Origin of the sequence: Wenzhouxiangella sp. XN201, assembly GCF_011008905.1 — a bacterium.
Classification (GTDB): Bacteria; Pseudomonadota; Gammaproteobacteria; order Xanthomonadales; family Wenzhouxiangellaceae; genus Wenzhouxiangella.
On record NZ_JAAIVI010000017.1, the window covers coordinates 1,512,071 to 1,535,871 of the forward strand.

At 64.2% G+C, this 23,801-nt stretch carries 15 protein-coding genes; 4 read left to right on the plus strand and 11 right to left on the minus strand.

Annotation, left to right across the window (positions count from 1 at the left end; genetic code table 11):
* The first annotated feature begins 65 nt into the window (after positions 1–65).
* Positions 66–1,310: an EAL domain-containing protein gene (locus G4Y73_RS07305; RefSeq protein WP_164230898.1), complete on the plus strand. Its 1,245-nt coding sequence runs from the start codon at positions 66–68 to the stop codon at positions 1,308–1,310.
* Positions 1,311–1,547: 237 nt separating this feature from the next.
* Entirely contained in the window at positions 1,548–2,246 is a 699-nt protein-coding gene (locus G4Y73_RS07310; RefSeq protein WP_164230899.1) for a Crp/Fnr family transcriptional regulator, read from the plus strand.
* A gap of 162 nt (positions 2,247–2,408) precedes the next feature.
* Here G4Y73_RS07310 and G4Y73_RS07315 read toward each other — a convergent pair whose 3' ends face one another.
* The 7 genes from G4Y73_RS07315 to G4Y73_RS07345 form a co-directional block, all read right to left on the minus strand.
* Positions 2,409–10,895: a glucoamylase family protein gene (locus G4Y73_RS07315; RefSeq protein WP_164230900.1), complete on the minus strand. Its 8,487-nt coding sequence runs from the start codon at positions 10,893–10,895 to the stop codon at positions 2,409–2,411.
* Between the two features lie 10 nt (positions 10,896–10,905).
* Complete coding sequence (locus tag G4Y73_RS07320; RefSeq protein WP_164230901.1) at positions 10,906–11,841, minus strand: universal stress protein; 936 nt, start codon at positions 11,839–11,841, stop codon at positions 10,906–10,908.
* Positions 11,842–11,971: 130 nt separating this feature from the next.
* A complete protein-coding gene (locus G4Y73_RS07325; protein ID WP_164230902.1) occupies positions 11,972–12,742 on the minus strand; it encodes an NrdJb in 771 nt (256 codons plus the stop codon).
* Between the two features lie 24 nt (positions 12,743–12,766).
* Positions 12,767–14,911: an adenosylcobalamin-dependent ribonucleoside-diphosphate reductase gene (locus G4Y73_RS07330; protein WP_164230903.1), complete on the minus strand. Its 2,145-nt coding sequence runs from the start codon at positions 14,909–14,911 to the stop codon at positions 12,767–12,769.
* A gap of 290 nt (positions 14,912–15,201) precedes the next feature.
* Positions 15,202–16,203, minus strand: a complete 1,002-nt coding sequence (locus G4Y73_RS07335; RefSeq protein ID WP_164230904.1) for an NAD(P)H-dependent glycerol-3-phosphate dehydrogenase — start codon at positions 16,201–16,203, stop codon at positions 15,202–15,204.
* A gap of 12 nt (positions 16,204–16,215) precedes the next feature.
* Positions 16,216–16,755 carry a protein-export chaperone SecB gene (gene secB / locus G4Y73_RS07340; RefSeq protein WP_164230905.1) on the minus strand — a complete coding sequence of 180 codons (540 nt, stop codon included), beginning with the start codon at positions 16,753–16,755 and terminating at the stop codon, positions 16,216–16,218.
* Between the two features lie 32 nt (positions 16,756–16,787).
* Positions 16,788–17,273 (minus strand): rhodanese-like domain-containing protein, encoded by a 486-nt coding sequence (locus tag G4Y73_RS07345; protein WP_164230906.1) that lies wholly within the window; start codon positions 17,271–17,273, stop codon positions 16,788–16,790.
* A gap of 124 nt (positions 17,274–17,397) precedes the next feature.
* Between G4Y73_RS07345 and gpmI the strand changes: the two genes are divergently transcribed.
* Together gpmI and G4Y73_RS14260 are read left to right on the plus strand one after the other, a co-directional pair.
* Positions 17,398–18,927, plus strand: coding sequence for a 2,3-bisphosphoglycerate-independent phosphoglycerate mutase (gene gpmI, locus G4Y73_RS07350; RefSeq protein ID WP_164230907.1), 1,530 nt, complete (start codon positions 17,398–17,400; stop codon positions 18,925–18,927).
* A 6-nt stretch (positions 18,928–18,933) separates the two neighbouring features.
* Complete coding sequence (locus G4Y73_RS14260) at positions 18,934–20,088, plus strand: peptidoglycan DD-metalloendopeptidase family protein (protein ID WP_164230908.1); 1,155 nt, start codon at positions 18,934–18,936, stop codon at positions 20,086–20,088.
* On the opposite strand, the gene G4Y73_RS07360 is transcribed toward G4Y73_RS14260, so the two are convergent.
* The 4 genes from G4Y73_RS07360 to G4Y73_RS07375 all read right to left on the minus strand — a co-directional run bounded on the left by G4Y73_RS07360 (position 20,085) and on the right by G4Y73_RS07375 (position 23,797).
* Positions 20,085–21,662 carry an AbgT family transporter gene (locus G4Y73_RS07360; RefSeq protein WP_164230909.1) on the minus strand — a complete coding sequence of 526 codons (1,578 nt, stop codon included), beginning with the start codon at positions 21,660–21,662 and terminating at the stop codon, positions 20,085–20,087. The genes G4Y73_RS14260 and G4Y73_RS07360 overlap by 4 nt on opposite strands.
* 138 nt (positions 21,663–21,800) lie before the next feature.
* A complete protein-coding gene (locus G4Y73_RS07365) occupies positions 21,801–22,124 on the minus strand; it encodes a DUF1820 family protein (protein ID WP_164230910.1) in 324 nt (107 codons plus the stop codon).
* On the minus strand, positions 22,125–22,826 hold the full coding sequence (locus G4Y73_RS07370) for a rhomboid family intramembrane serine protease (RefSeq protein ID WP_164230911.1): 702 nt from the start codon (positions 22,824–22,826) through the stop codon (positions 22,125–22,127).
* The gene (locus G4Y73_RS07375; RefSeq protein WP_164230912.1) at positions 22,823–23,797 is read right to left on the minus strand and encodes a general secretion pathway protein GspB; all 975 of its coding nucleotides are present in this window, start codon (positions 23,795–23,797) and stop codon (positions 22,823–22,825) included. The genes G4Y73_RS07370 and G4Y73_RS07375 overlap by 4 nt, the downstream gene beginning before the upstream one ends.
* Positions 23,798–23,801 lie beyond the last annotated feature (4 nt).

Sequence of the window (23,801 nt, forward strand, 5' to 3'; positions counted from 1 at the left end):
ATCCGGCTGAATTCTTGGGAAGGGGCAGGCCGGATCGACTGACAATAAGAAAAAGGAGGGTGATCGTGACCAAGCACGATCATGCATCGCGCGCAGACATTGGCAGAATGCGCGAGGAGATCCTCGCTTACCGCGCGCTTAGAGCTTCCGTCGGCCTGTCGCGCCGAGCGTCCCTGAGCCTGATCTTCATCGGCCTGCTTGTCTCGTGGCTGCTGAGCTATGTCACCGGCGGTGCCGAAGTTCTCGCACCGCATTGGTACTACCTGCCGATTCTGTTCGCGGCGACCCGGTTCGGGCCGCTGGCGGCCCTGATCGTTGCCTGCATGGCCGGCGTGATCGCCGGGCCGCTCACGCCGGCCGATGTCGAAACCGGCCGACCCCAGGAGTTGGTGCAGTGGTTGTCCCGGGCCGGTTTCTTCATCCTGATCGGACAGGTCTCCGGATGGCTGCTCTCGCCACTGATTCGGCACCCGCTGGCCGAGGAAGTGCGGCGCCTGAGCATCGAACATCGCATCCGTTCGGCCATTCATCAACGCGAATTCCACCTGGTCTACCAGCCCATCCACTCGATTGCGCAGGGGCGGCATGTCGGCGTCGAGGCGCTGATCCGCTGGATTCACCCCACACTGGGCATGATTGCGCCGGATGAGTTCATGAGTGTGGCCGAAGAGACCGACCTGATTCACGCCATCAGCGATTTCGTGCTCGAGGAAGCCTGCCGACAGGCCGCCGAGTGGCGACGGCTCGCCCACTCCAAAGGCTGTGAACCCTGGCAGATTGCCGTCAACCTGTCTGCACGCGACATGGATCGCCCGGAACTCGCTCGGGTGATCGAAGAGGTGCTGGCGCGCCATGAGCTGCCACCCGAGCTGCTGATTCTGGAACTGACCGAATCCGCGCTGGCGTTGGACGGCTCCAGTTTCCAGCTCTACCAGCTGCGGAAGCTCGGAATCAGGCTCGCCGTTGACGACTTCGGCACAGGCTACTCGTCACTGTCCTACCTGGATCGCTTCCCGGTCGACATCCTGAAGATCGACCAGACGCTCGTCGCCAAGCTCGGGCCCGAAGAATCGAGCCAGCGCCTGACCCGCGCCATTGTCGGCCTGGCCAATGCAATGGAATTGACCACCATCGCTGAAGGCATCGAAACCGCCGAACAACTCGAAATCGGTCGCCAGATCGGCTTCGACCTGGTCCAGGGCTATCACTTCGAGCGCCCGCAGGCCGGCGAAGATATTCCCGCCCTCATGCTCGCGCCCGGAACGCCGGCCAGCAACGCGGCGAATCCAGGACGAGATCGTCATCCATGACTTCGCCATGCAAGCCCGGTATACATCGTGGGCTCGACTCTAAGTTGCTTTATCTGCTCACGTATCCGACCAGGGCGGTGGTTGGCGCCGACGAAGTTGCAACAAGCGGTTCATAATTCGAACGAGTTCTTGACCTTGATCAAGGACTCAAGCGATCCTGCTAACTAGCATGAAGTGGGTGATTGGCAAATGGGGGCCGATCTCTCCGTATCATTGATCCGGATCAGGAGAAGGGCTATGCAGACCGGCCCGGAACGAAATCACTTACTCACTCTTTTTCCTCAACGGACAAAAGATCGGATTTTCCCGCTGTTGCGCGCGATCGAGCTGCCGGCGGGCAGTGAAATCTACGCCGCTGGTCAAGTAGAGGAGTACGTCTATTTCCCGGCTGATTGCATTATTTCTCTGCTCTACGTCATTTACGACGGCCATTCCACCGAAATTTCGGTCGTGGGCCGCGACGGCATTCTGGGCGTCGCGGCGCTCATGGGCGGAGAAAGCACAAACAGTCAGGCCGTTGTGCAGGTTGCCGGCACGGCCTACCGAATGAACGCCGCCGACCTCAAGCGCGAATTCCGCAACGATGCCATCTTGCGCATGCTGATGCTGCGCTACACCCAGGCCCTGATCACCCAGATGGGCCAGACGGCGGCGTGTAACCGGCATCACCGCGTCGACCAACAACTGGCCCGCTGGCTGCTGCTTTGCCTGGACCGACTGCCGACCAACGAACTGACCATGACGCAGGAACAGATCTCGAACATGCTGGGCGTGCGCCGGGAAGGGGTAACCGAATCGGCCCGCAAATTGGCAAGTCTGGGTGTCATCAAATACCAGCGCAGGCGGATCACCGTACTTGACCGTTGGAAGCTGGAACAACTCAGCTGCGAGTGCTACGGCGTAGTCAAGAAGGAGACGGATCGCCTGGTGGCTTGAATGCACCCCCCAGGTAGCAATCCTTTAGTTCGCATAATGTATATTATGTAAAGTTATCGCCCAGAGCCCAAATCAAGCAGATCCGGAAGCCTTAGATCCTATCTTCCACTGAATATTGGCTTTTCAATACGTTACATCACTTTCCTTCGGCCTTTTCTCGTTTCATACAGGCCTCGGCTGCTGAAAGCGCTTGATGACCACGACAACGTGATGGGCGTCGCCGTCGTCGACGAAGTCGATCATATTGCCCTCGATGGACCGCCCGTCCATTTCAATGCCTGTTTGTGCTTGCTCAGGCGCTGAAGAAAACTGCCGGTACTCCACGACATAGGTTGAAGCGCCGGTCCTGAGCGTGACGCGGCAGCGATCCCAGGCGGGCGGCAGGCAGGGGTCGATACGCAACTGATCGCCCAGCCGGCGCAGTCCGAATACGGCTTCCACGGCCCCTCGCCAGGCCCATGCCGCCGCTCCGGTATACCAGCTCCACCCGCCCCGGCCACGGTTCTCGCCCTGACTGTAGATATCGCCCGACAGGACATAAGGCTCCAGGCGGTAATGTCGGCAATCGGCCTCGGTCGAACTTTGCTTGACCGGGTCGAGAATTCCCAACAGCCGTTCGACCTGATCCGGCCATCCCAGGCGGGCCGCCGCCCACAGCGCCCAGGTGGCGGCGTGCGTGTACTGCGCGCCATTTTCACGAATGCCGGGCGGGTAGCCGCGGATGTAGCCCGGATCATGCTGGATGCGATTGAATGGCGGCCTCAGCAACAGGATCAGGCGGGCGTCGTCGTCGACCAGTTGCTCCAGGGCGGCCATCATGGCACCGGCGGCTTGCTCGGGCGGCTGTTCGGGCCCGAGAACCGACCAGGCCTGAGCGATCAGGTCGATACGGCATTCCTCGCTGTCTTTCGAGCCCAGTGCCAGGCCATCGTCGAACCAGGCGCGCAGGTACCAGTCTCCGTCCCAGGCATGGATCGCCACCCGCCCGACAAGCAGTTCGGCCAGTTGCCGATATTGCGCGGCACTTTCGGTCTCGCCGCGGGATTCGCAGATCGGGGCGAACTCCCTGAGCACCCGCACCAGGAACCAGGCCAACCAGACGCTTTCGCCACGCCCGGTGGTACTGACACGGTTGAGACCGTCGTTCCAGTCGCCGCTGCCGATCACCGGCAGCCCGTGCGGGCCGACCGTGCTGGCCCGGTCGATGGCCCGGCAGCAATGTTCGAACAGGCTGGCCCGGTGCCCGCTCTGGGCGAACTCGGCATAGCGTTCGGCCTCACCCGAGGCCAGCGGCGCGCCATCGAGCCAGGCCAATTCCTCGTCCAGGATGCCGTGGTCGCCCGTGGCCTCGACATAATGCGCCGTCACGAAGGGCAGCCACAGCAAGTCGTCGGAGCAGCGCGTTCTGACTCCGCGCAACGGCGACTCGTGCCACCAGTGCAGAACGTCGCCTTCCCGAAACTGTCGCGACGCCGCGTGCAGGATGTGTTGCCGGGTTGCTTCGGGCGCCAGCCAGGTCATGGCCATGACGTCCTGTAGCTGATCGCGAAATCCGAAGCCGCCGCTGGACTGGTAGTAGCCAGTGCGCCCCCAAAGCCTGGAGGTAATCGCCTGGTACGGCAGCCAGTGGTTATAGAGAATGTTGAATGACTCGTCCGGCGTTTCGAACTCGACGCCCGAAAGCAGCTGATCCCAGTGCTGGCGACTTTGCTTTCGGCTACGCTCGCCCTGCCCCTCACTGATGTATTGCTCGGCCAGGGCCAGGGCCGCCTCACGCGTGGCGCCGTGTCCGATCACGAAGTGCACGACACGCGTCTCGCCGGGCGGCAAATCGAGGTGGACCTGAAGCGCAGCGCAGGGATCGCAGCCCGCCGCCAGTGAACCACTCAGGCCGATGCGCCAGAGGGCGGCGGGCTGATCAATACTGCCGCCCTGCCCCAGGAACTCCCTGCGGTCGGTGGTGAACCCATGCACCGGTTGATCGCTGGCGACGAAGGCATGGCCCCGTCCGGCGAAGCGCTCATAGCCATTGCTCGCCAGCAGCGCATGATGCTCGAGATCCAGCTCGCAGTCGAGATGCAGCGCGGTGTCGCCGCGGCGGTTACCCAGTACCCATTCGAGGTAGCACGTAGCGGTAATCCGGCGCGTCCAGTCGCAGTGGTTCGTCAGGGCCAGCCGACAGATCTTGACTGCATCGGTTTTATCGACGTGGAGAGCCAGTTCCTGTTCGAGGCCACTGTCATGGCGCAGGAAACGGCTGTAGCCGATCCCGTGGTAGACCTGGCAGGCGCCCGGCCCAGGTCGGGGACCCGGCGTGGGCGTCCAGACGCGTCCGGTCTCTTCGTCGCGCAGGTAGATGACCTCACCGGAAGGATCGGTGACCGGATCGTCGGGCCAGGCGGTCAGGCGGTACTCGCTGCTGTTGCCCGCCCAGGTGAAGCTGCTGCCGGATTCGGTCACCAGCGTGCCGAAATCGGGGTTGGCCAACACGTTGGACCAGGGTGCCGGCGTGAACTGTCCCGGCTCGAGGTGAATGACGTACTCACGACCGTCGGCGCTGAAACTGCCGATGCCGTTGTCGTGGACCAGGTCATCGGGTCGCGCCAGCGGCTGGAGCGTCTGATCGACCTCCTGGGCGTCGCGTGACGGTACCAGCGGTGGCAGCCGGGCGGGCCTGGGCGCCAGCAGCTGGCTGTGCAAATCGGGCCGGTCGAGATCCAGGACCACGCTGGCCGCAGCCAGCAACGCACGGCGCTGGTCGGCGGAGAGTTCGCGCCCGGGGATCACCGTGACCTGGCCGAGCAGCACCCGCTGGGTCCGGGAGCGCACGGACTCGACCAATTCCTGCAGCCGGTCCCGGCCGGTCTGCTCGTAGCCGCCGGCCGTTTCGTCGATCAGCAGCAGGTCCGATCGCAACTGCCGCCCGGAAATCAGGGTGTGCGCCCGGACCAGTCGTTCGATCTGTTCGAGGTTGCCGCGGTTGTTCACCAGCCCGGCGATGATGGGCCAGTCCCCGGAGATGCCGCGCGACCACAGCAACGACTGCAGCGCCTCGTCGGGCCGCTCGCCCATCCACCGCCATTCCGGCTGCGGTTCGAGCATGGCCGACATCAACAGCATGGCGAACTGCACCTCGCCGGGCGGCATCTGCAAGTGATGCAGTTCGAGCGCGGTCTGCATGCGAGCCTGTTCGAACAACCAGTTGATCCGGCTTGGCGAACCATAATGGCCCATGGCGCTGATCAGTTCCGCCTGCGAGCGGGCCGCAGCCGTCAGCAGGCCGATCTCGATGCGACCGTAGGGCTCGATCGTGATCTCCAGCGCCATCGTGCTGGAGGGATTGATCACCGCGCCGGTCGTTCCGCTCAAGCTCTCGAGACCGTCTGCCAAGCCTGCCGGCCGCCGCAGGTTTCCGCCGCGACCGACAAAGCGATCGCGGTCGGTCTCCCAGCCGAAACGGGCGGTCAAACCCGGCGGTGGAATGAGTGCATGGCCGACGTAGAGCGACATCTCCTCGTCGCTTCGTGGCCGACGCCGGAACACCAGGGTCCGGTCGTTTGGCAGGCATTCGCTTTCGACGAACAGGCGGGCAAAGGCCGGATGCCGCTCGAAATCCCGCGCCGGCGCCATGGCCAGCTCGGAAAAACTGGCGATGACCAGGCGCCGGGGCGTTCCCGACTCGTTGTTGATGACCAGCCGACGCGCCTCGACGTCGTGTTGGCCGGCAATGGCGACGTCCAGCCGGCAGAGCAGCGCATGACGCCGGCGCCGGAATTCGACCCGGTGAGGCGCCTGTACGATCTGGGTCTCGCCGACTTCGTCCCACGAGGCTGGATCGGCCGCAACCGTGAACAGTCGGTCTTCGTCGGGTTCGGCGATATAGACCCGCGACACGTCTCGCCGGGTCGTGATATCTGCCTGCCAGCGGTTGATGGCAATGCCCTGCCACCAGCTGCCACCGCCGCCGCAAGCGTCAAGGGTGGTGCTGAGAGTGCCATTCGACAACAGGCAATAGCGCGCTGCTGTCGAGTCCCGGGGTGCGACCGTCCATTCCACCGGGCTAGCGGCAACAGCCAGGGTGCGTTCGGGCTGAAGGCGCATGCGGATTGCCAGCTCGGGACTGGTCCGAGGCAGGCGTTCGTGCAGCAGCATCGAGACGCCGGCAATATGCCGGTCAGCCATGAAGCGCCGCGCCATGATGTCATTGTTGAGGTAGTTGTCGATGGCGGCAAGGATCATGCCCTGGTGATGACTCATCCAGGCCCTGACCACCCGGGCTCGGCGCGGCTTGTCACTGGTGCGGCGCCCGAAGTCGACGGCCTCGTAACAGCCGAACAGACCGATGGCGTGCATTCCGGCTAGCTTTTCGAGGTTATCGATTACAGCAGCCGGGCGGTAAGGCAATGCCATCACGCTGGCATACGGTGCCACCACCAGTCGCTCACCCAGGTCGCGGCGGAAACCCAGGCCGGGTACGCCGAAGCTGCGATAGGCATAGTGGCGTTCTTCATTGAGCTGGTAGTAGGCCGACTCCGAAACACCCCATGGAATGCCGCCATGCGCGTCGGCGAAATCCCGGTGCAGATCGATGGCATTGACGCTGGCCGTCTCCAGCAGCCCGGTCACCGGCGTCGGACAGTAGAGTCGGGGCATCAGGTATTCGAACAGGGTCGCGCCCCAGGACATCAACAGGCGGCGTCCGCCGTAGCGTCGAAAGGGTCGACCCAGGTGCAACCAGTGGCGCATCGGGACCTGGCCGCGCGATATGGCCAACAGGCTGGTCAGGCGGGCCTCGGAGGCCAGCAGGTCGTAGCAGCCGGAGTCGAGTGCCGCGTTGTCGACGTCGAAGCCGATGCGAAACTGATGCCGCTCGGCGTCGTAGAGAAACCCGAAGTCCATTTCGGTCACCCAGCACTCGGCCAGCCGGGCCAGGTCCGCACAGTCTTCGGCCAGATGCTGATTGGCCTCGCGGGCCTGCTCGAGGTGGTGTTGCATACGCTTGGCCAGGGGTGCCGGAAGCCCTGCCCCATCACATCGTGCGGCATTCATCAGACGTTCGGCGCGTCGGCACTGGGTCACATGCGCTTGCGGACACCATCCGGTCTCCATCAACCTGGCCAGTTGCGCCAGCGGCCGGCTGCCGCTGTCTTCGGCATGTTTCTTGAGCGCAGGCAGCTCGGGTAGCCAGGGCTGCAGGGACTTGATCGCACGTCGGGCCTGGCGTACCTGCCCGATCAATTGTGTCAGCCAGGTTCGCAGTTCGGCGATGAGGTCGGCGCTGACGTCGAGGGTCTGGTCCTCGGCCAATTCGATGATGGCCTCGGCCAGTTCGTCGAGCTGGTATTCGTGCCACTTGTCGAGGAGCTCGCAACATTTGCCGGGACTGGCTGCCAGCGCCTGGCGGTACTGCCCATCGATACGATCGAGCCATTTCGCCAACGCGTGATCTCGCGGCGACTGTTTGGCCAGCGGGCGCGCAGTTCGTTCGATCAAGTCGAGAGTGTCGGCCAGGCCACGCGCCAGTTGCGTCAGGGCCAGCGGCTTGCTTCTGATTTCGTCGAGTGAACGCGCCAGCGTGACCAGGGCGACCGCCAGGTTGCCGCTGTCGACGGTGGAGACGTAGGCCGGCGGAAGCCGTTCGAGATCGTCAATCTCGTACCAGTTGAACCAGTGACCCCGATAGCGCTCCAGTTGCGCCATGCCTTCCATGCTGTTGCGCAGCCAGGCGGTAAGCGTGTGTGGGTCGATCCAGCCGAAGTCGTGGGCGACCAGGGCTGAATTCAGTGCCATGCCCATATTGGTCGGCGAGGTGCGCGCCGCCAGCGCGACCCTGGGATCGTCCTGATAGTTGTCGGGCGGCAGCCAGTGAGTATCGGGCCCGACAAAGTGATCGAAGAACAACCAGGTGCGCCGGGCGATGCGCCGCAGCAGTCGCTCGGCGTCGGGATGCGGGCGCTCGAACTTGCGCCGGCGTTCTCTCTCCACGCGCTGAACGATTGCGGGTGCGGCCAGCCAGGCGGACGCCAATGGCGCGGCCACGAGCAACAATACGGGCTGTGACAGGCTCACGCCCGCGAGCACGGCCGCGCCCAATAGTGGACAGGGCCACAGCTCACGCCACAGGCTCTTGCGGGCCTGGCCGAGGCTCCGGTGGACATGGGCAGCCGTGGTCCATTCGAGCAGGTGTCGGTGGGTGATAAATAGTCGGACCAGTGTGCGGACGACGGCATCGCCGATCACCAGGCTCTGGTACGGCAGCAGAACCAGGCTTAACAGCCAGTGCTGGGCCTGCAATCGCAATCCGTGCAGCGTGGGTCGCAGTCTCAGGACGGCCGCTCGCGGTGCGGCCAGCAGGTGGCTGGCCGAACCAAGCAGTTCGCTCAACAAACCCGCGGCCAGCAGGAGGAGAAAGACCAGCGACCACAGCAGGTCATTGCCAGGCAGGATGCCGCTGAAACCGATCAGGATCAGCAGCAGCGAGACCGGCGGCTGCAAGCTGCGGCGCAGGTTGTCGACAATCATCCACCGGTGGACGAGAGAGAGCCGGTTGCGATGCCGCTCGCCGTCAGTGCCCCGCGGGCTGTGGCCGAGCCAGGGCAGGAGCTGCCAATCGCCGCGTACCCAGCGATGCTGCCGGCGTGTCCAGGCGGTCACACTGGGCGGGAACTGCTCCATGAGCACGATGTCGGTAGCCAGGCCGACGCGGGCAAAGATGCCCTCGAGCAGGTCGTGACTGAGCAAACTGTTGTCGGGGATGCGCCCTTCCAGCGTCGCCTCGATAGCACGCCAATCGTAGATGCCCTTGCCGGCGAAGATGCCTTCGCCGAATAGATCCTGGTAGACATCCGAGCTGGCGTGGGTGTAGAGATCAACAGTCGTGTCGCCGGAAAAGGCGCGCGTGAAGGCGTTGTTGCGCGTGGTGTCCGGATCGATCTCGACACGTGGCTGGATGATGCCGTAGCCGGCCTTCAGTGAGCGGCCGTCGCCACTGTAGACAGCGCGGCTGAGTGGATGGGCCAGCGTGCCCACCAGCCGTCTGGCGCCCCCCGGCGGCAGGCGGGTGTCGGCGTCCAGCGTGATCACGTAACGCACGTCGTCGAGTCGTTCGCGCTCGCCGAAGGCCTCGACAAAACCTGAATCTTCGTGACCGGCCAGCAGCCGATTGAAGGCCATCAGCTTGCCGCGCTTGCGCTCGCGCCCCATCCAGCAGCCTTCCCGCTCGTTGAATTCTCGCGAGCGGCACAGGAACAGAAAATCGGCTTGGGGGTATTGCTTCGCCAGGCGCTCGATCTGCAGCCGGGCCCTTCGCAGGATGGTCCGGTCCGAGTCCAGCGTGGCCTCGTCGGCATCGTGCAGGTCGCCCAGTACGACCCACACCAGCTCCGGATCATCATTGGCGAGGAAATTGACTTCCAGGTGCTCGAAGACAGGGGCGACATCCTCGGGGCCGGAAAATATCACCGGTACAGCGACCGCGCTGCGGTATGGGGCCGGAATGCCTGACTCGAAGTCCAGGCGCGCCAGCGTGCGCGGCGGCACCAGGCGGGTCAATAGCCCGTTGGCGAGAGTCACGGCCAGGCCGAGGGCTGGCACAAGCAGCAACACAAGGAATGCGGCCGACAGCGCTACAGAGGCCTGATGATGACTGAGATAGACGGTCGGAAGCGCAAGAGCCGCGCCGGCCAGTGCAAATACCAGCATGAAGTAGACCGACCCGGGCCGGCGCCGGGCGAAGTCCAGGAAGCGCCGTCCCGGACGTGGCCGATAGCCGATCTTCTGTTCGGTCTGCCGCCGTCCACCGCCGACCAGCCAGTAGCCAACATGACCATGACGGGCATCTTGCGGCGAGGCGCGTGCCAGGGACAGGCAGTGATCGGCAATAGTCACCTCGTCGAGTCGGCTGCTGCGCGCGAGTTCTTCCACCACGCGCCGGTAGCGGTCACGGGACTCGAAATCCATTTGCGGATAGGCACCGGAAGGATCGTCACGAAGCAGGCGCTCGACCGCACTCAACCGTTCGAAGCTCAGGCGCCAGTCATGCGCCGACAGCGTTCGCAGGCTGATGACGCCGCTGGCAATTCGTTCGACCAGGCCGCTCTCCTCCTCGCGCCCGGCCCGCACCTGCTCGACCAGAACCTCACCGGCTTCGATCAGCTGGCGGGTTTCGGCCAGGATCACGAAAGCCGGCAGGGCCCAGAGCTCGCCGATGCTCAGGGATCGCTCCGACTGATAGAGATCGATGGCGTGCTCCATCCAGGCCGGGTCGACAGGCTGGCCGCCCTGCTGCACCAGGATGGCGGCCAGGGCCTCGACCGCGGGAACGGAGGGCTCGCCCTTGTCTTCGACCCCGGGCAGGCTTTGTACATAGGCTTTGGGGAGGTCACGCTTGACTCCGGCGAGCGCATCCTCGATCACATGCCGGTTGTCGAGCAGCCATTCCTCGCCGCGCGAGGCATAGCGACGGCCGGCCAGGAGGACATCGAGATTCGTGTAAAGTCCGCTCAGCCGCTTGCGCTGTCGATCCAGCTGCCGACGGAACCGCCGGCCATCGGACTTTCTTAAACGTCCGTTTCGCGCCAGCGTATACAGGGCATGTTGCAGCGACTGATGGTCAATCTCCGGGCTGCCGGTCGGCTGGGAGCTCGACACGACCGGCCTCTCAGTCGCCGCCCTGCAGCAATTCCTGCCCCACCCGCATGCCGTCCTGCAGCGCGAGAACGGGCGTGGTAATGCGAGTCAGCAATACCTGGCGCACGGCCTCGCTGCTCCAGCCGCTACTGCCCTCGCCGTGGTGTACGGCCAGCACCAGCAAGTCGGGATGATCCTGCTGGCAGACCTCGGCAATGGTCTCCACCGGCCGTGTAGAGGCCTCGAGACGGGTTCGGATTTCGTGATGGGATCCCAGGCGATCACGCAACTCCTCGAGATAGCCGGCGGCAACACGTCGATTACACTCGAGCAGTTCTGACTTGAGTGAATGCTCGTGGGCCGTCAGCGGTCGGCGCCGTGGCATCAGGGGTTCGCTGACCAGGTGCAGAAGCTCGATCGTCGTGCCGCCACCGGCATCCAACGCGCTGGCCACGTGCAAGGCCACCTCCGCCGGTTGGGAGCCATCCAGCGACACCATGACATGACGATAGGGCTCGCCGGGTTTCGCCTCGTCGGCCTGGCCGCGAACGATCAGGTAGGGAATGCGCGTACTGGCCAGCACCTTGTGCACGGTGCCACCGTAAGGCAGACCGAAAGCACCCCCGGCGCCCCAGGCAGACAACACCACCAGGCGGATCTCATGATGTTCGATGAACTGTGCAATCGCATCGGCCGGACGCCCGTCCAGCACTTCGATCTCGGTCGGTGCCCCGGCCAGGCGCTCATCGCCGATCAACTTCTGCAGGTATCGCTGCGCCTCGGCCTTGCGCAGCCGCCAGTCGACACTGCCCGCACAGTGCTCCCCGTCCGTATCAGGCCGCTCTTGCAGCACCCGCAAGAGGAACACCCGACTGGAAAACGCTCGCGCCATCCGTCCGGCATGCACCAGCGCCTGCTCGGCATAATCCGAACCGTCGAGTGGAACCAGGATGCGGGAAAAGGGCATGACGTGGCTGCAAGCACCTCATGAGAGATGCTTTCATGCTAACCACCGCCCCTTCTGCAAGCGTTGATTCAGGTCAACGGTATGGTCATCACCCATACCGCTTGATCAGCAGAGGGTCAGCGAGGGCGGCTTAGCCGCACTTTGAATAGCCGCAGGCCAGGCAGGTCTGGCAGCCGTCGAGCAGGACCATCGCCTTGGTGTAGCACTTGTGACACAGGGTGGCCGAGGCCGGGTAGGAGGCTTCGGCGCCCTGCCCCGCGTCTGTCGGCGTCGTCGTGCTGCCTGGTGCCGCCAGGGGTAATCCTTCCGCTTCGGCCTGCTGCTGTTCGCGGGCTTCGGCCTCCGCGCGCTTTTGTTCGAGGATGAGCTGCTGCTGCTCGGACAACTCGTCGGGCTCGATCATGCCGATGCGCTTGAGGTGGTTTTCGACCACCGCGCCGATGTCGGCCACGATCGACGGCACGAAGCGGCCTCCGGGCTTGAAGTAGCCGCCCTTGGGGTCGAACACGGCCTGCAGTTCTTCGGCCAGGAAGACGACATCGCCGCCCTTGCGGAACACGGCCGACATCACGCGCGTCAGCGCCACGATCCACTGAAAGTGGTCCATGTTCTTCGAGTTGATGAAGATCTCGAAGGGCCGGCGCTGCTCATGCTCGGTGCCCTGGTTGAGAATGATGTCGTTGATGGTCACGTACAGGGCGTGGTCATCGAGCGGCGTGCGGATCTTGTAGGTCGCGCCTTCCAGGCACTCCATGCCCTCCGGACGCTCGAGCTTCTCGTGCATCCGGATGATGTCGGCCTTCTCGCGACCGCCCTCCTTCTTGGCGGCCGCCTTCAAGTCTTCCTTTTCCTTGTCCTGGACTTGATAGTCCACGATCTTCTTGTCGATTCTGATGGTCATTTCAATGCTCCCGAACTGCCTTGATTAAAATTTTCCGTAGTAGCCTTCTTTCAAGGCATCGAAGAGGTTCGCGGCTGTGTGCAATTCGCCGTCGTATTCGACTTCCTCGTTACCCTGGAGCTCGACCTTGGAGCCGTCTTCGAGTTCGAACACGTAAGTGGTCGACTCCAGGTCCTTGTCGGTGACCAGCACCCCCTGGAAAGCCTGCGGATTGAAGCGGAAGGTCGTGCAGCCCTTCAGGCCCTGCTCCCAGGCGAACAGGTAGATGTCCTTGAAGTCCTCGTACGGATAGTCGGTCGGGACATTGGCCGTCTTGGAGATCGACGAGTCGATCCACTTCTGCGCGGCGGCCTGGATGCCGACATGTTCCTTTGGCGTGATCGATTCGGCCGTGACGAAATAGTCCGGCAGCTGCTCGTCGGCCTCTTCGGAATACGGCATGGCGGCCGCATTGACCAGGGTGCGATAGGCCAGCAGCTCGTAGGAATAGACGCTGACCTTCTCCTTGCTCTTGCGGCCTTCGCGGATCACGTTGCGGTTGTAGTGATGGGCGAAGCTCGGCTCGATACCGTTCGAGGCATTGTTGGCCAGCGACAGCGAGATGGTGCCGGTCGGCGCGATCGAGGTGTGGTGCGTGAAGCGCGCACCGGTTTCGGCCAGCTTGTCGACCAGCTCGGGCGCAACCTCGGCCACCTTCTGCATGTAGCGGCTGTAGCGCGCATGCAGGATGCGGCCGGGTACCTTGTCGCCGGGCTTGTAGCCGTCGCGCTTCATCTCGGGGCGCTTGCGCAGCATCTCGGGCGTGACTTCGAACTCGTCGCTCATGATCGGCGCCGGGCCCTTTTCCTCGGCCAGTTCGGCGGCGGTTTCCCAGCCCGCAACGGCCATCTCGCGCGAGACACGCTCGGTAAACTCGAGCGACTCGGGGTGGCCGTACTGCTTGCGCAACATGGTCAGCGTCGAGCCCAGGCCCAGGAAGCCCATGCCGTGGCGGCGCTTGTACATGATTTCCTTGCGCTGCTTCTCCAGTGGCAGGCCATTGATCTCGACCACGTTGTCGAGCATGCGCGTGAAAATCTGTACGGTGCGGCGGTACTCGTCCCAGTTGAAGCGTGCGTTCTCGGTGAATGGTTCTTCGACAAAGCGCGTCAGGTTGACCGAACCGAGCAGGCAGGCGCCATAGGGCGGCAACGGCTGTTCGCCGCACGGGTTGGTGGCGCGGATGGTTTCGCACCACCAGTTGTTGTTCTGTTCGTTGATGCGATCGACCAGCACGAAGCCCGGTTCGGCATAGTCGTAAGTGCTGCTCATGATCATGTTCCACAGGCGCTTGGCCGGCACCTTGCGATAGATCTTGCAGGCCACCAGGCCCTCGTCGTTGCTGACGTAACCCTCGGTGGTCGGCCATTCTCGCCAGATCACCTGCTCGGGGTCGTTGACATCGATCTCCTCGGTCTCGCTGTCGAGTACCGGGAAGACCAGCGGCCAATCGGTATCGTCGATGACGGCCTGGACGAAGTCGTCGGTGATCAGCAGCGAACAGTTGAACTGTCGCAGTACGCCGTTCTCGCGCTTGGCGCGGATGAAATCCATGACGTCCGGGTGCGAGACGTCGAAGGTGGCCATCTGCGCACCGCGACGGCCGCCGGCCGAGGAAACGGTGAAGCACATCTTGTCGTAGATATCCATGAACGACATCGGGCCGGAGGTATAGGCGCCCGCCCCCGACACATAGGCCCCCTTGGGCCTGAGCGTGGAAAACTCATAGCCAATGCCGCAACCGGCCTTGAGCGTCAGCCCGGCTTCGTGCACCTTGCCGAGAATGTCGTTCATCGAGTCGCGGATGGTGCCCGACACGGTGCAGTTGATGGTCGAGGTGGCCGGCTTGTGCGCCAGTGCGCCTGCGTTGGATGTGATGCGCCCGGCCGGAATCGCTCCGCGCCTGAGCGCCCAGAGGAATTCGCGATACCAGTGATCCTGCTTGTCCTTGCCTTTCTCCACTTCGGCCAGGGCCCGGGCGACACGCTTGTAAGTGTCGTCGATCTCCTGGTCGATGATTTCCCCCGTTTTAGCCTTGAGACGATATTTCTTGTCCCAGATGTCCAGCGACGCTTCCTGAAAGGCGATATCCGGAAGCGCAGCGGTCAAAGCTTCTGCCGAAACGCTCATGCCGCAACCTCTTGATTATTGTGTAATACCGTTACTTATGCACAGGCTGTCAACCACTCTATCCACAACCTGTTGTGCCAAACCGTGCTGCCGGACACAAGATATTGTGCCCAGTGCGAATACCTTACGCCTTTCCCCGGAGCGATTCAAGCATCATGTCGGCCTCGAAATCGTGCCAAAAAGAGGCCGAAAGACCTTGAGCCCCTGGGGTCAGGGACCTGCGGCCGTCGGCCTTCGAAAATGAAAAAATACAGGGGTAAAACGGGTCGCGATTTCGACCGTGAGCGGGGCTACTCGGTTTCGCGTTTGAGGTCGCGCTCCATCAGCACTTGCACACCCTTGCGGGCGTTCCAGCCGCGGAACAGGATGCCGTGGACCTGCTCGGCAATGGGCATTTCCACGCCCGCGCGTTCGGCCAGGCGCATGACTTCCTCGGCCGTCTTGATGCCTTCGACGACCTGGCCGATCTCGGCTACCGCTTCGTCGACCGAACGCCCCTGCCCCAGCGCCAGACCCAGCCGACGGTTGCGCGACTGATTGCCGGTGCAGGTCAGCACCAGGTCACCGATGCCGGCCAGGCCCATCAGCGTCCGATCGTCGGCACCCAGGTCGCGGCCCAGGCGCATCATCTCGGCCAGCCCGCGCGTGATCAGTGCGGCGCGCGCATTTTCGCCCAGGCCCAGACCATCGGCCATCCCGCAAGCCACTGCCAGCACGTTCTTGATGGCGCCGCCGAGTTCGGCACCGACCAGGTCGGCCGTGTAGTAGGCGCGGAAATTGTGGCCGTGCAGCAAGGCTGCCCAGGCGTGACCGAATGCCGGTTGCGTGGCCGCCACCGTCACCGCCGTGGGCAAGGCCTCGGCCACCTCGCGAGCGAACGAAGGGCCGGTGATCAGCGCCAGCGGGATGTCGGCGCCGAGGCGCTCGCGCGCGACCTCGTGTAGCAGGCGGCCGGTGCCCGGCTCGAAGCCCTTGCTGGCCCAGACCAGGCCCGTCTCGGCCGTGACGTAAGGTGCCAGCCGATCGACGGTTTCACTGAAGGCGTGACTGGGGGTGGCCACCAGCAGGTGCTGCGCGCCCTCGCACACCGCCGCAAAGTCGCTGCTGACGTGCAGCGACTCGGGGAACGGGCTGTCGGGGAGGTAGCGCTGGTTGACGCGATCGCGCTCCATGGCCTCGGCGCGATCGGCATCGCGCGCCCACAGGCGCACGTCATGGCCCATGCGAGCCAGTTGCATGCCCAGCGCCGTCCCCCAGGAGCCGGCGCCGAACACCGCGATCACCGTGGCCATGGCTGCGGCCGCTTACTGTTCGGTTTCGGGCGGATTCTGGCCGTTGCCAGCGGACGCTTCTTCCTGCTGGCCTTCCTGCTGCTGGCGGGCCTCTTCCATGCGCTGGCGAAACACCGCTTCGAAGTTGACCGCCTGCAGCGGCGGCAGGAAGAATCCGCCGGCGGAGACCATGTTGCCGATCTGCGACCGGCAGTAGGGAAACAGGGTGTTCGGACAAAGCACGTTGAGCACGTAGGACACCTGCTGCTCGCTGAACCCGACCAACTGGAAGAAGCCGGCGTAGTGCACTTCACACAGAAACGCTGTCTTCTCGCCCTGCTTGGCCGTCACGGTGACCGTCAGCACCACATGGTAGCGATCGTCGCTGACCGGATCGGTCCGCTGCGACAGGTTGAGGTTGATCTCGGGCTCGCTGCCGCTCTGATCGAGTTCCATCACGTTGGGTGCCTCGAAAGACGCATCCTTGAGATAGACGTGCTGGACGACCATCCGGGCTTCCTGGGTGCCTTCCTGGTTGGCGCCTGCCGCGCCTTGCTGATTCTCTTCTGCCATGATCTGTATGAATCCTTGTTGGTAAGTGGGTTTTACTTGTCCGCTTTCGATTTCTTGCGCTGCTGCTTGCCCTCACCGCTCTTGGCGGCGCCCTTCTGACGGGTGACCGGTTGCTGATCGCTGATCCACTGCGTCAGCCCGCCGGCCAGCACGTTGACATTGCTGAAACCGAGCTTGACCAGGCGTCCGGCCATCTGGGGCGACACCTGGCTGTTACGGCAGTAGACCAGGATCGGGCGGTCACGGTACTTGAGCAGTTGCTGGTTGCCCGACTCGATCCGCGAGGGCGGCATGTGCAGCGCGCCCTGGATATGCCCCTTGGCGTAGTCGGCACTGTTGGAAACATCCAGGACCACCGGATCCTCGCGGTTGAGCAGCTGCACTGCATCGAGCGTGCCCAGCTCGCGCCACTTGCGCGTCAGCCGGCTGATTTCGTAGACAACCAGGGCGCCGACCGCAACGCCCAGCGCGCCGGTCAGCAAGGGATGGTTGCCGATGAACTCGAATATCTGTTCCATGAATGCTCGAAGCAGCTTGGGTCAAAGCCGCCCATTATCCTAGATTAAGGCTCTCGTTGCCAGCATGGTGGGCCACGCTGTGGGATAATCGTTTCCGGTTTTCAACACTCCGGAATCACGCTTCATGGCACGACCCAGGCCGCTCATGCTCCTCATTCTCGATGGCTGGGGGCACCGCGATGCCGCGCCCGACAATGCCATCACGGTCGGCGATACGCCCAACTGGGACCGGCTCTGGGCCGGGCATCCCCATACCCTGCTGGACACCTCCGGCGAGTCGGTTGGCCTGCCGGCCGGACAGATGGGTAATTCCGAAGTCGGTCATATGAACCTGGGTGCCGGCCGCATCGTCTACCAGGAACTGACGCGTATTGGCAAAGCCATCGCCGATGGCAGCTTCCGGGACAACCCGGCCCTCAATCACGGTATCGCCATGGCGCGCGACTCGGGCGGCTGCGTACACATCCTGGGCCTGCTCTCGCCCGGTGGCGTACACAGTCACGAGGACCAACTTCTGGCCACGCTCGAGCTGGCGCTCGACCGTGGCGCGCCGGAAGTGGCCCTGCACGTCTTCCTCGACGGCCGCGATGTACCGCCACGCAGCGCTGCTGACTCCATCCGCCGCCTGGAAGCGGCCGTGAACGAATCCGATCGTGCCCGCATCGCTTCGGTCAGCGGTCGCTACTACGCGATGGACCGCGACCGCCGCTGGGAGCGCACCGAACGCGCCTGGCAGGCGATCGTCGAAGCCCGCTCCGAGCACCGCGCCGACACGGCCTCGGCCGCGCTCGAAGCCGCCTATGCCCGCGGTGAGGATGACGAGTTCGTTGCTCCCACGGTGATCGGCGAGGGGCATCGCGTGGTCGACGGTGATGCGGTGATCTTCATCAATTTCCGGGCCGACCGGGCGCGCCAGCTCACCCGGGCCTTCGTCGAGCCCGACTTCGACGGCTTCAGCGTCCCGCGCCCTGCCCTGTCGGCCATGGTCACCATGACCCATTATCTCGACGGCCTGCCGGTCGAGGTCGCCTTCGAGCCGGAAACTTTCGAGCACCTGTTGGGCGCCGAACTCGAGGCCGCCGGCCTGCGTCAGCTGCGCATCGCCGAGACCGAAAAATATGCGCACGTGACCTACTTCTTCAATGGCGGCAAGGAACGGGTCTTCGACGGCGAAGATCGCAAACTGATCCAGTCCCCGGACGTGGCCACCTATGACCTGCAGCCGGAGATGAGTGCACCGGAACTGTCGGGCGAACTGGTCGCCGCGATCGAAGGCGATCACTACGATGTCATCGTCTGCAACGTGGCCAATCCCGACATGGTCGGGCACAGCGGCCACCTCGAAGCCGCCGTGGCAGCCGTCGAGGCCGTGGACCGGCTGCTGGGCGAAGTCCTGCCGGCGCTCGAACGCGCCGGCGGCGAAGCACTGATCACGGCCGACCACGGCAATGTCGAACAGATGAACGATCCCGAAACCGGTCAGCCGCACACCTCGCACACGACCAACCCGGTCCCGCTGGTGTATGCCGGCCCGCGCACGCTCGCACTGGATGACGGCGGCAGCCTTCGCGATATCGCGCCCACCATGCTCGAGCTGCTGGGCCTGCCGCAACCGAAGCCGATGAGCGGCCGCTCGCTGATTCACAAAGACTGAGACGCGGTGATCGCCTCTCCGGCCCCCCGCATCAGCCTGGCGGTTCTGCTTCTGAGCATCGGGCTGATGGCCGAAACCACGGCGCAGCAGGACCGCGAAGCGGTCGAGGCCCAGCTGGAGACCGTGCGCGCCGAGATCGCCGAAATCCAGCAGCGCATCGACCGCGATCTCGATCAGCGCGACGAACTCCAGGACGACCTGGCGCAGGCCGAGCGGGCCGTCGGCCAGTCCCGTCGCGCCCGGATTGAAACCAACCGCGAACTCAAACGCGTGCGCGCCGACATCGACCGCCTCGAACAGCGCCGCGGCCGACTCGAGGAAGAGGCGGGCCGGCATGCCACCGATCTGGCCCAGCAACTGGCCGCCGCCTACCGCCTGGGCGGGCAATCGCGTCTGAAAATGCTGCTCAACCAGGACGATCCGCGCCGGTTTTCGCGACGGCTGGCCTACCACGGCTATCTTTCGCGCGAACGGATCCGCGCCATCGACGAGCTCAATGGCACGCTCGACCGGCTGGCCGAAACCCGGCGCGCGCTCCAGGAAGAAGCCAGCACACTCGAGACCCTGCGGGCTGCCAGTGAGGTCGAAACCCGGCGACTGGAGGCGGCGCTTGGGCAACGGGAGCAGGCCCTGGCGGCGCTCGATGAGCGGCTGGCGGGCCAGCGCGATCGCCTGGGCCAGCTCGAGCGCGATGCGGCCGAACTGAGCGACCTGCTCGACCGGCTGGGTCAGATGCTGGCCGACGTGCCCCCCGATGTGGCCGTGCCGCCCTTCGCCGAACTCCGCGGCAGGCTGCCCATGCCCGTCGATGGACCGGTGCGCGCGGCTTTCGGCGATCGCCGCAGCGGTGACCTCGAGTGGAGCGGCTGGCTGATCGGCATCGATTCGGGGCAGGAAGTCCACAGCATCGCCCACGGTCGCGTGGCCTATGCCGACTGGCTGCGCGGCTACGGTCTGTTACTGATTCTCGAGCACGGCGACGGTTTCATGAGCCTCTACGCCCACAACGAGGCGCTGATGCGCGATGTCGGCGACTGGGTCGCCCCGGGGGAGACGATCGCGGTCAGCGGCCGGTCCGGCGGTATCGCCGAACCGGCCCTCTACTTCGAACTGCGCCGGGAGGGGGAGCCGATCGATCCCGCCCAGTGGATCGATCGTTAGCCCGCCGGATAGACGTAGCTGGTGCCCGGACCAAGCGGAATACCGAGCATCCAGTAACCGATCAGGAAGACCGACCAGGCCAGCAGGAAGACCACCGAGTACGGCAGCATCATCGACACCAGGGTACCGATGCCGGTGCCCTTGACGTAGCGCTGGCAGTAGACGACCACCAGCGGGAAATACGGCATCAGCGGCGTGATGATGTTGGTTGATGAATCGCCCACGCGGTAGGCTGCCTGGGTCAGTTCGGGCGAGAAACCCACCTGCATCAGCATGGGCACGAAGATCGGCGCCAGCAGCGCCCACTTGGCCGAGGCCGAGCCGACGAACAGGTTGACGAAGCCGACCAGCAGGATGATGCCGAACAGCGTGGCGCCGCCGGGCATGTTCAGCCCGGCGAGGAAGTTGCCCCCCTCGACGGCCAGCAGAATGCCCAGGCCCGAACGCCCGAACTCGGCCACGAACAGAGCACAGAAAAACGCCATGACGATGTAGTAGGCCATCGAGCCCATGGTGTCGGACATGGCATCGACCACATCCTTGCTCTTCTTGAACTTGCCGGCCATGAAACCGTAAATCACCCCCGGCAGCACGAACACCAGGAAGATCAGCGGCACGATCGACTGCATGATCGGTGCACTGAAGGACGTCAGGGTGCCGCTTTCGGCGTCCCGGAAGGGCGAGTTCTCGGGAATCAGCGACCAGACGAGCAGTGCCACCCCGACGATCATGACGGTGGTCGCCACATACATGGCGCGCTGCTCCCGCGCATCGATGGGGTGCATTTCGGGCATGTCCTCATCGTCGCCGTCGAGCGGTGTGTCGGCCAGGCGCGGCTCGATCACCCGGTCGGTCAGCCACCAGCCGAGAGCAACGATGACCAGGCAGGAGGCCGAGGTGAAATACCAGTTGATGAGCGGATGCAGATTCAGGCTCGCGTCGACGATCTGTGCGGCCGGCTGGGTGAAGCCCATCAGCAGCGGATCGAGCGCGGAGGGGACGAAGTTGGCTGAAAACCCGCCCGAGACCCCGGCGAATGCCGCGGCGATGCCGGCCAGGGGATGGCGCTCGGCGGCGTAGAAGATGATGCCGCCAAGCGGAATCACCACGACGTAGCCGGCATCGACCGCCGTGTGGCTGACGATGGCGATCAGGATCAGCATCGGGGTCAGCAACATCTTCGGCGTGAATGCCAGCAGCTTTTTCAGCAGGGCATTGATATAGCCGCTCTGCTCGGCCACACCCACGCCCAGCATGGCCACCAGCACGACCCCGAGGGGCGCAAAACTGGTGAAGGTCGTCACCATCGTGGTCAGGAAACTGACCAGCTGTTCACCGGTGAGCAGGTTGGTGATCGTGATGGCCTCGCCCGTGGACGGATGCTGGGCGCCGAACTGCATGCCCGACAGCAGCCAGGACAAAATCCAGACCACGATCATGAGCAGCAGGAAGAGCATGGCCGGATCAGGCAACTTGTTGCCCACGACCTCGATGAAATTGAGAGCCCGGTCGAGCCAGCCGCTGTTGCGCTGGTCGTCCACCGGTGGCGTTTGCTGGTGGTCTGAAGCGTTCATCCGGTTTTCCGTCCCTCTGATCAGTGATTGATGCGTGTTGTCATCCGATCATGCTGCGGCAACTCGCTCCCCGCTGCGGCAGATCGGCCCGGCGCAAAACGCCGAAAACCGTACCACAGTCGGCCCGATCCGGCCACTTCAACGTTTGCGACGAGGATTGTCGACGGGCAGCTGCGTCACCTTTTCGCCACTCTTGCTGTCGCGGATCACGGCCACGCCGCGCTTTTTGACCTGCTCGACCCGGATGATCGAATGCATCGGCAGATGCAGCACTTCGACATCCTCGAATTCCGCGCGCAATTGCTCCTCGGTGGGGTCAATGACCACCGAATCATCGGTTTCAAAGACCAGGTCGGAGACCTCCACGAAGCCATAGGCCAGGTCACTCCCCGCAACCCTGCGGCAGAAGATCTCGTAGACCTTGCCCTGGTTGTGAAAGCTGATCTTGTACAAGGTCGTCATTCAATCATCCTGGATCTGGAGAGCCGCTCGGCCCAGGAACAGCCGCAATACGATGGCGAGCATTACGCCGGCGACGAAGCCGGCAACATGGGCCCACCAGGCCACGGCGCCGCTTTCGGGACCGAATACGGTATACATGAGTTGCAGTGTAAACCAGGAGCCGATGACCAGCAGCGCCGGAACCCGGGCGAACTGGAGATACAGCCCGAGCGGCAACCACAAGCCCATCCGGCTGACCGGAAACAAGCCGAGATAGATGCCGATAAGAGCCGAAACACCGCCGCTGGCACCAATGACCGGCGTAGTGCTGGCGCCGGTTTGCCAGGCGAGCACCAGGTTGGCCAGCGCACCCAGAAACAGGAAACTGGCGGCCAGGCCCCAGGGCCCGAGGGCACGTTCGACGGTCACCCCGAAGACCCACAGATAGGCCAGGTTGCCAGCCAGGTGCAACCAGTCGCCATGCACGAAAAGCGCGGCAAACAGACCCGCGATGCCAGCATGAATCCAGTCGGCCGGCGGTTGCTGCAATGCAGCCATCACATCGGCAGGAACGAATCCCCACTGCCCGGCCGACTGCCCTTCGACCCCGCCCATGCCCGTTTCGAGGGCGACTCGAACCGCCAGCATGACCAGGCTGCACAGGGTCAGCATCCAGGGCCAGGCCAACGACTGCCGGCGCCCTGAGGACCAGTGCTCGATCATTGCCGCCGCAGCAGGAAACGATGTGAGCGGAAATCGACGACAGCGCCCTCGCGTCGAATCTCGACCAGGTCGACGCCATCACCGACCGCGTCGCCCTCGACGTAGCGCTCGCCGTTAATCAGCACGAATCGGTCGCTCGGGCGTTGTGAGTAGACGTGAATATTGAGCACCAACTCGGGCAGGCTACGGCGTACCGACAGCGGCAGATCCCACGCCTCGACGTAGCCGGCCACGCCGCGATTGTCCGAGCCATCGGGTTCGGCCGCTGCCGCCGGTTGCCGGGCCGGCGCTGCCCGCTCCCGGGAGGTGTCCGAGTTGTCGGCTTGCGCATTCGAGGCATCGTCCCTGGCGCTTCGCTCTGCTTCTGCCAGGCGACGAGCGATCTCCTCGGCCGCGACCTCGGCGCTGACCGGTTCGGTTTCGCGCTGCCTTGCCTCGCGCAACGCCGAAGACTCCTGACCCGCTTCGAGGGGTTCGCGACGACGACGCCGCTCGCGCGTGGGATCAACTGCACTCGCCTCGGATTCTTGCTCGGCCTGCGCCGGCGCCTCGGCGGCGTCTTCGGAGCGCAGCAACGCACGAGCGCGCCGTGCCGCCCGCGTTTCCTCGGCGGCGTCGCCCGGCCGCCTCGCCCGCTCGTCGGTCGCGGACGCTTCATCGCGGGTCCCGGTCGCTTCATCCGGGGCAACGGCTTCGACCGGGTCGGACGGCGCAAGCTCATCACTTGTGTCGGTCACCGGCTCATCATCCGCGACCTGGCCGGAGAGCATATCCGGCAGACCACCGCGCAGGATCAGCACCAGGCCGATGACGGCGATCAGACCCACCACTAGCGCCACCGCGCTCCAGAGCACGAATCGACCGCGACGTCGCGGCGGCGGACCCGACGGTTCCGGCGTATGGATGTCGGGCACATTGCCCTGCTTTCGGCGAGCGTCGGACTTGCGCAGCGCATCAAGGATGAAGGACACGTCT

Bases quoted from the DNA above. Each gene is read 5' to 3' on its own strand.
- G4Y73_RS07330 (WP_164230903.1), bottom strand. From the start codon at position 14,911: ATGAGCGTTTCGGCAGAAGCTTTGACCGCTGCGCTTCCGGATATCGCC.
- G4Y73_RS07310 (WP_164230899.1), top strand. From the start codon at position 1,548: ATGCAGACCGGCCCGGAACGAAATCACTTACTCACTCTTTTTCCTCAA.
- G4Y73_RS07370 (WP_164230911.1), bottom strand. From the start codon at position 22,826: ATGATCGAGCACTGGTCCTCAGGGCGCCGGCAGTCGTTGGCCTGGCCC.
- G4Y73_RS07345 (WP_164230906.1), bottom strand. From the start codon at position 17,273: ATGGAACAGATATTCGAGTTCATCGGCAACCATCCCTTGCTGACCGGC.
- G4Y73_RS07335 (WP_164230904.1), bottom strand. From the start codon at position 16,203: ATGGCCACGGTGATCGCGGTGTTCGGCGCCGGCTCCTGGGGGACGGCG.
- gpmI (WP_164230907.1), top strand. From the start codon at position 17,398: ATGGCACGACCCAGGCCGCTCATGCTCCTCATTCTCGATGGCTGGGGG.
- G4Y73_RS07325 (WP_164230902.1), bottom strand. From the start codon at position 12,742: ATGACCATCAGAATCGACAAGAAGATCGTGGACTATCAAGTCCAGGAC.
- secB (WP_164230905.1), bottom strand. From the start codon at position 16,755: ATGGCAGAAGAGAATCAGCAAGGCGCGGCAGGCGCCAACCAGGAAGGC.
- G4Y73_RS07365 (WP_164230910.1), bottom strand. From the start codon at position 22,124: ATGACGACCTTGTACAAGATCAGCTTTCACAACCAGGGCAAGGTCTAC.
- G4Y73_RS07360 (WP_164230909.1), bottom strand. From the start codon at position 21,662: ATGAACGCTTCAGACCACCAGCAAACGCCACCGGTGGACGACCAGCGC.
- G4Y73_RS07320 (WP_164230901.1), bottom strand. From the start codon at position 11,841: ATGCCCTTTTCCCGCATCCTGGTTCCACTCGACGGTTCGGATTATGCC.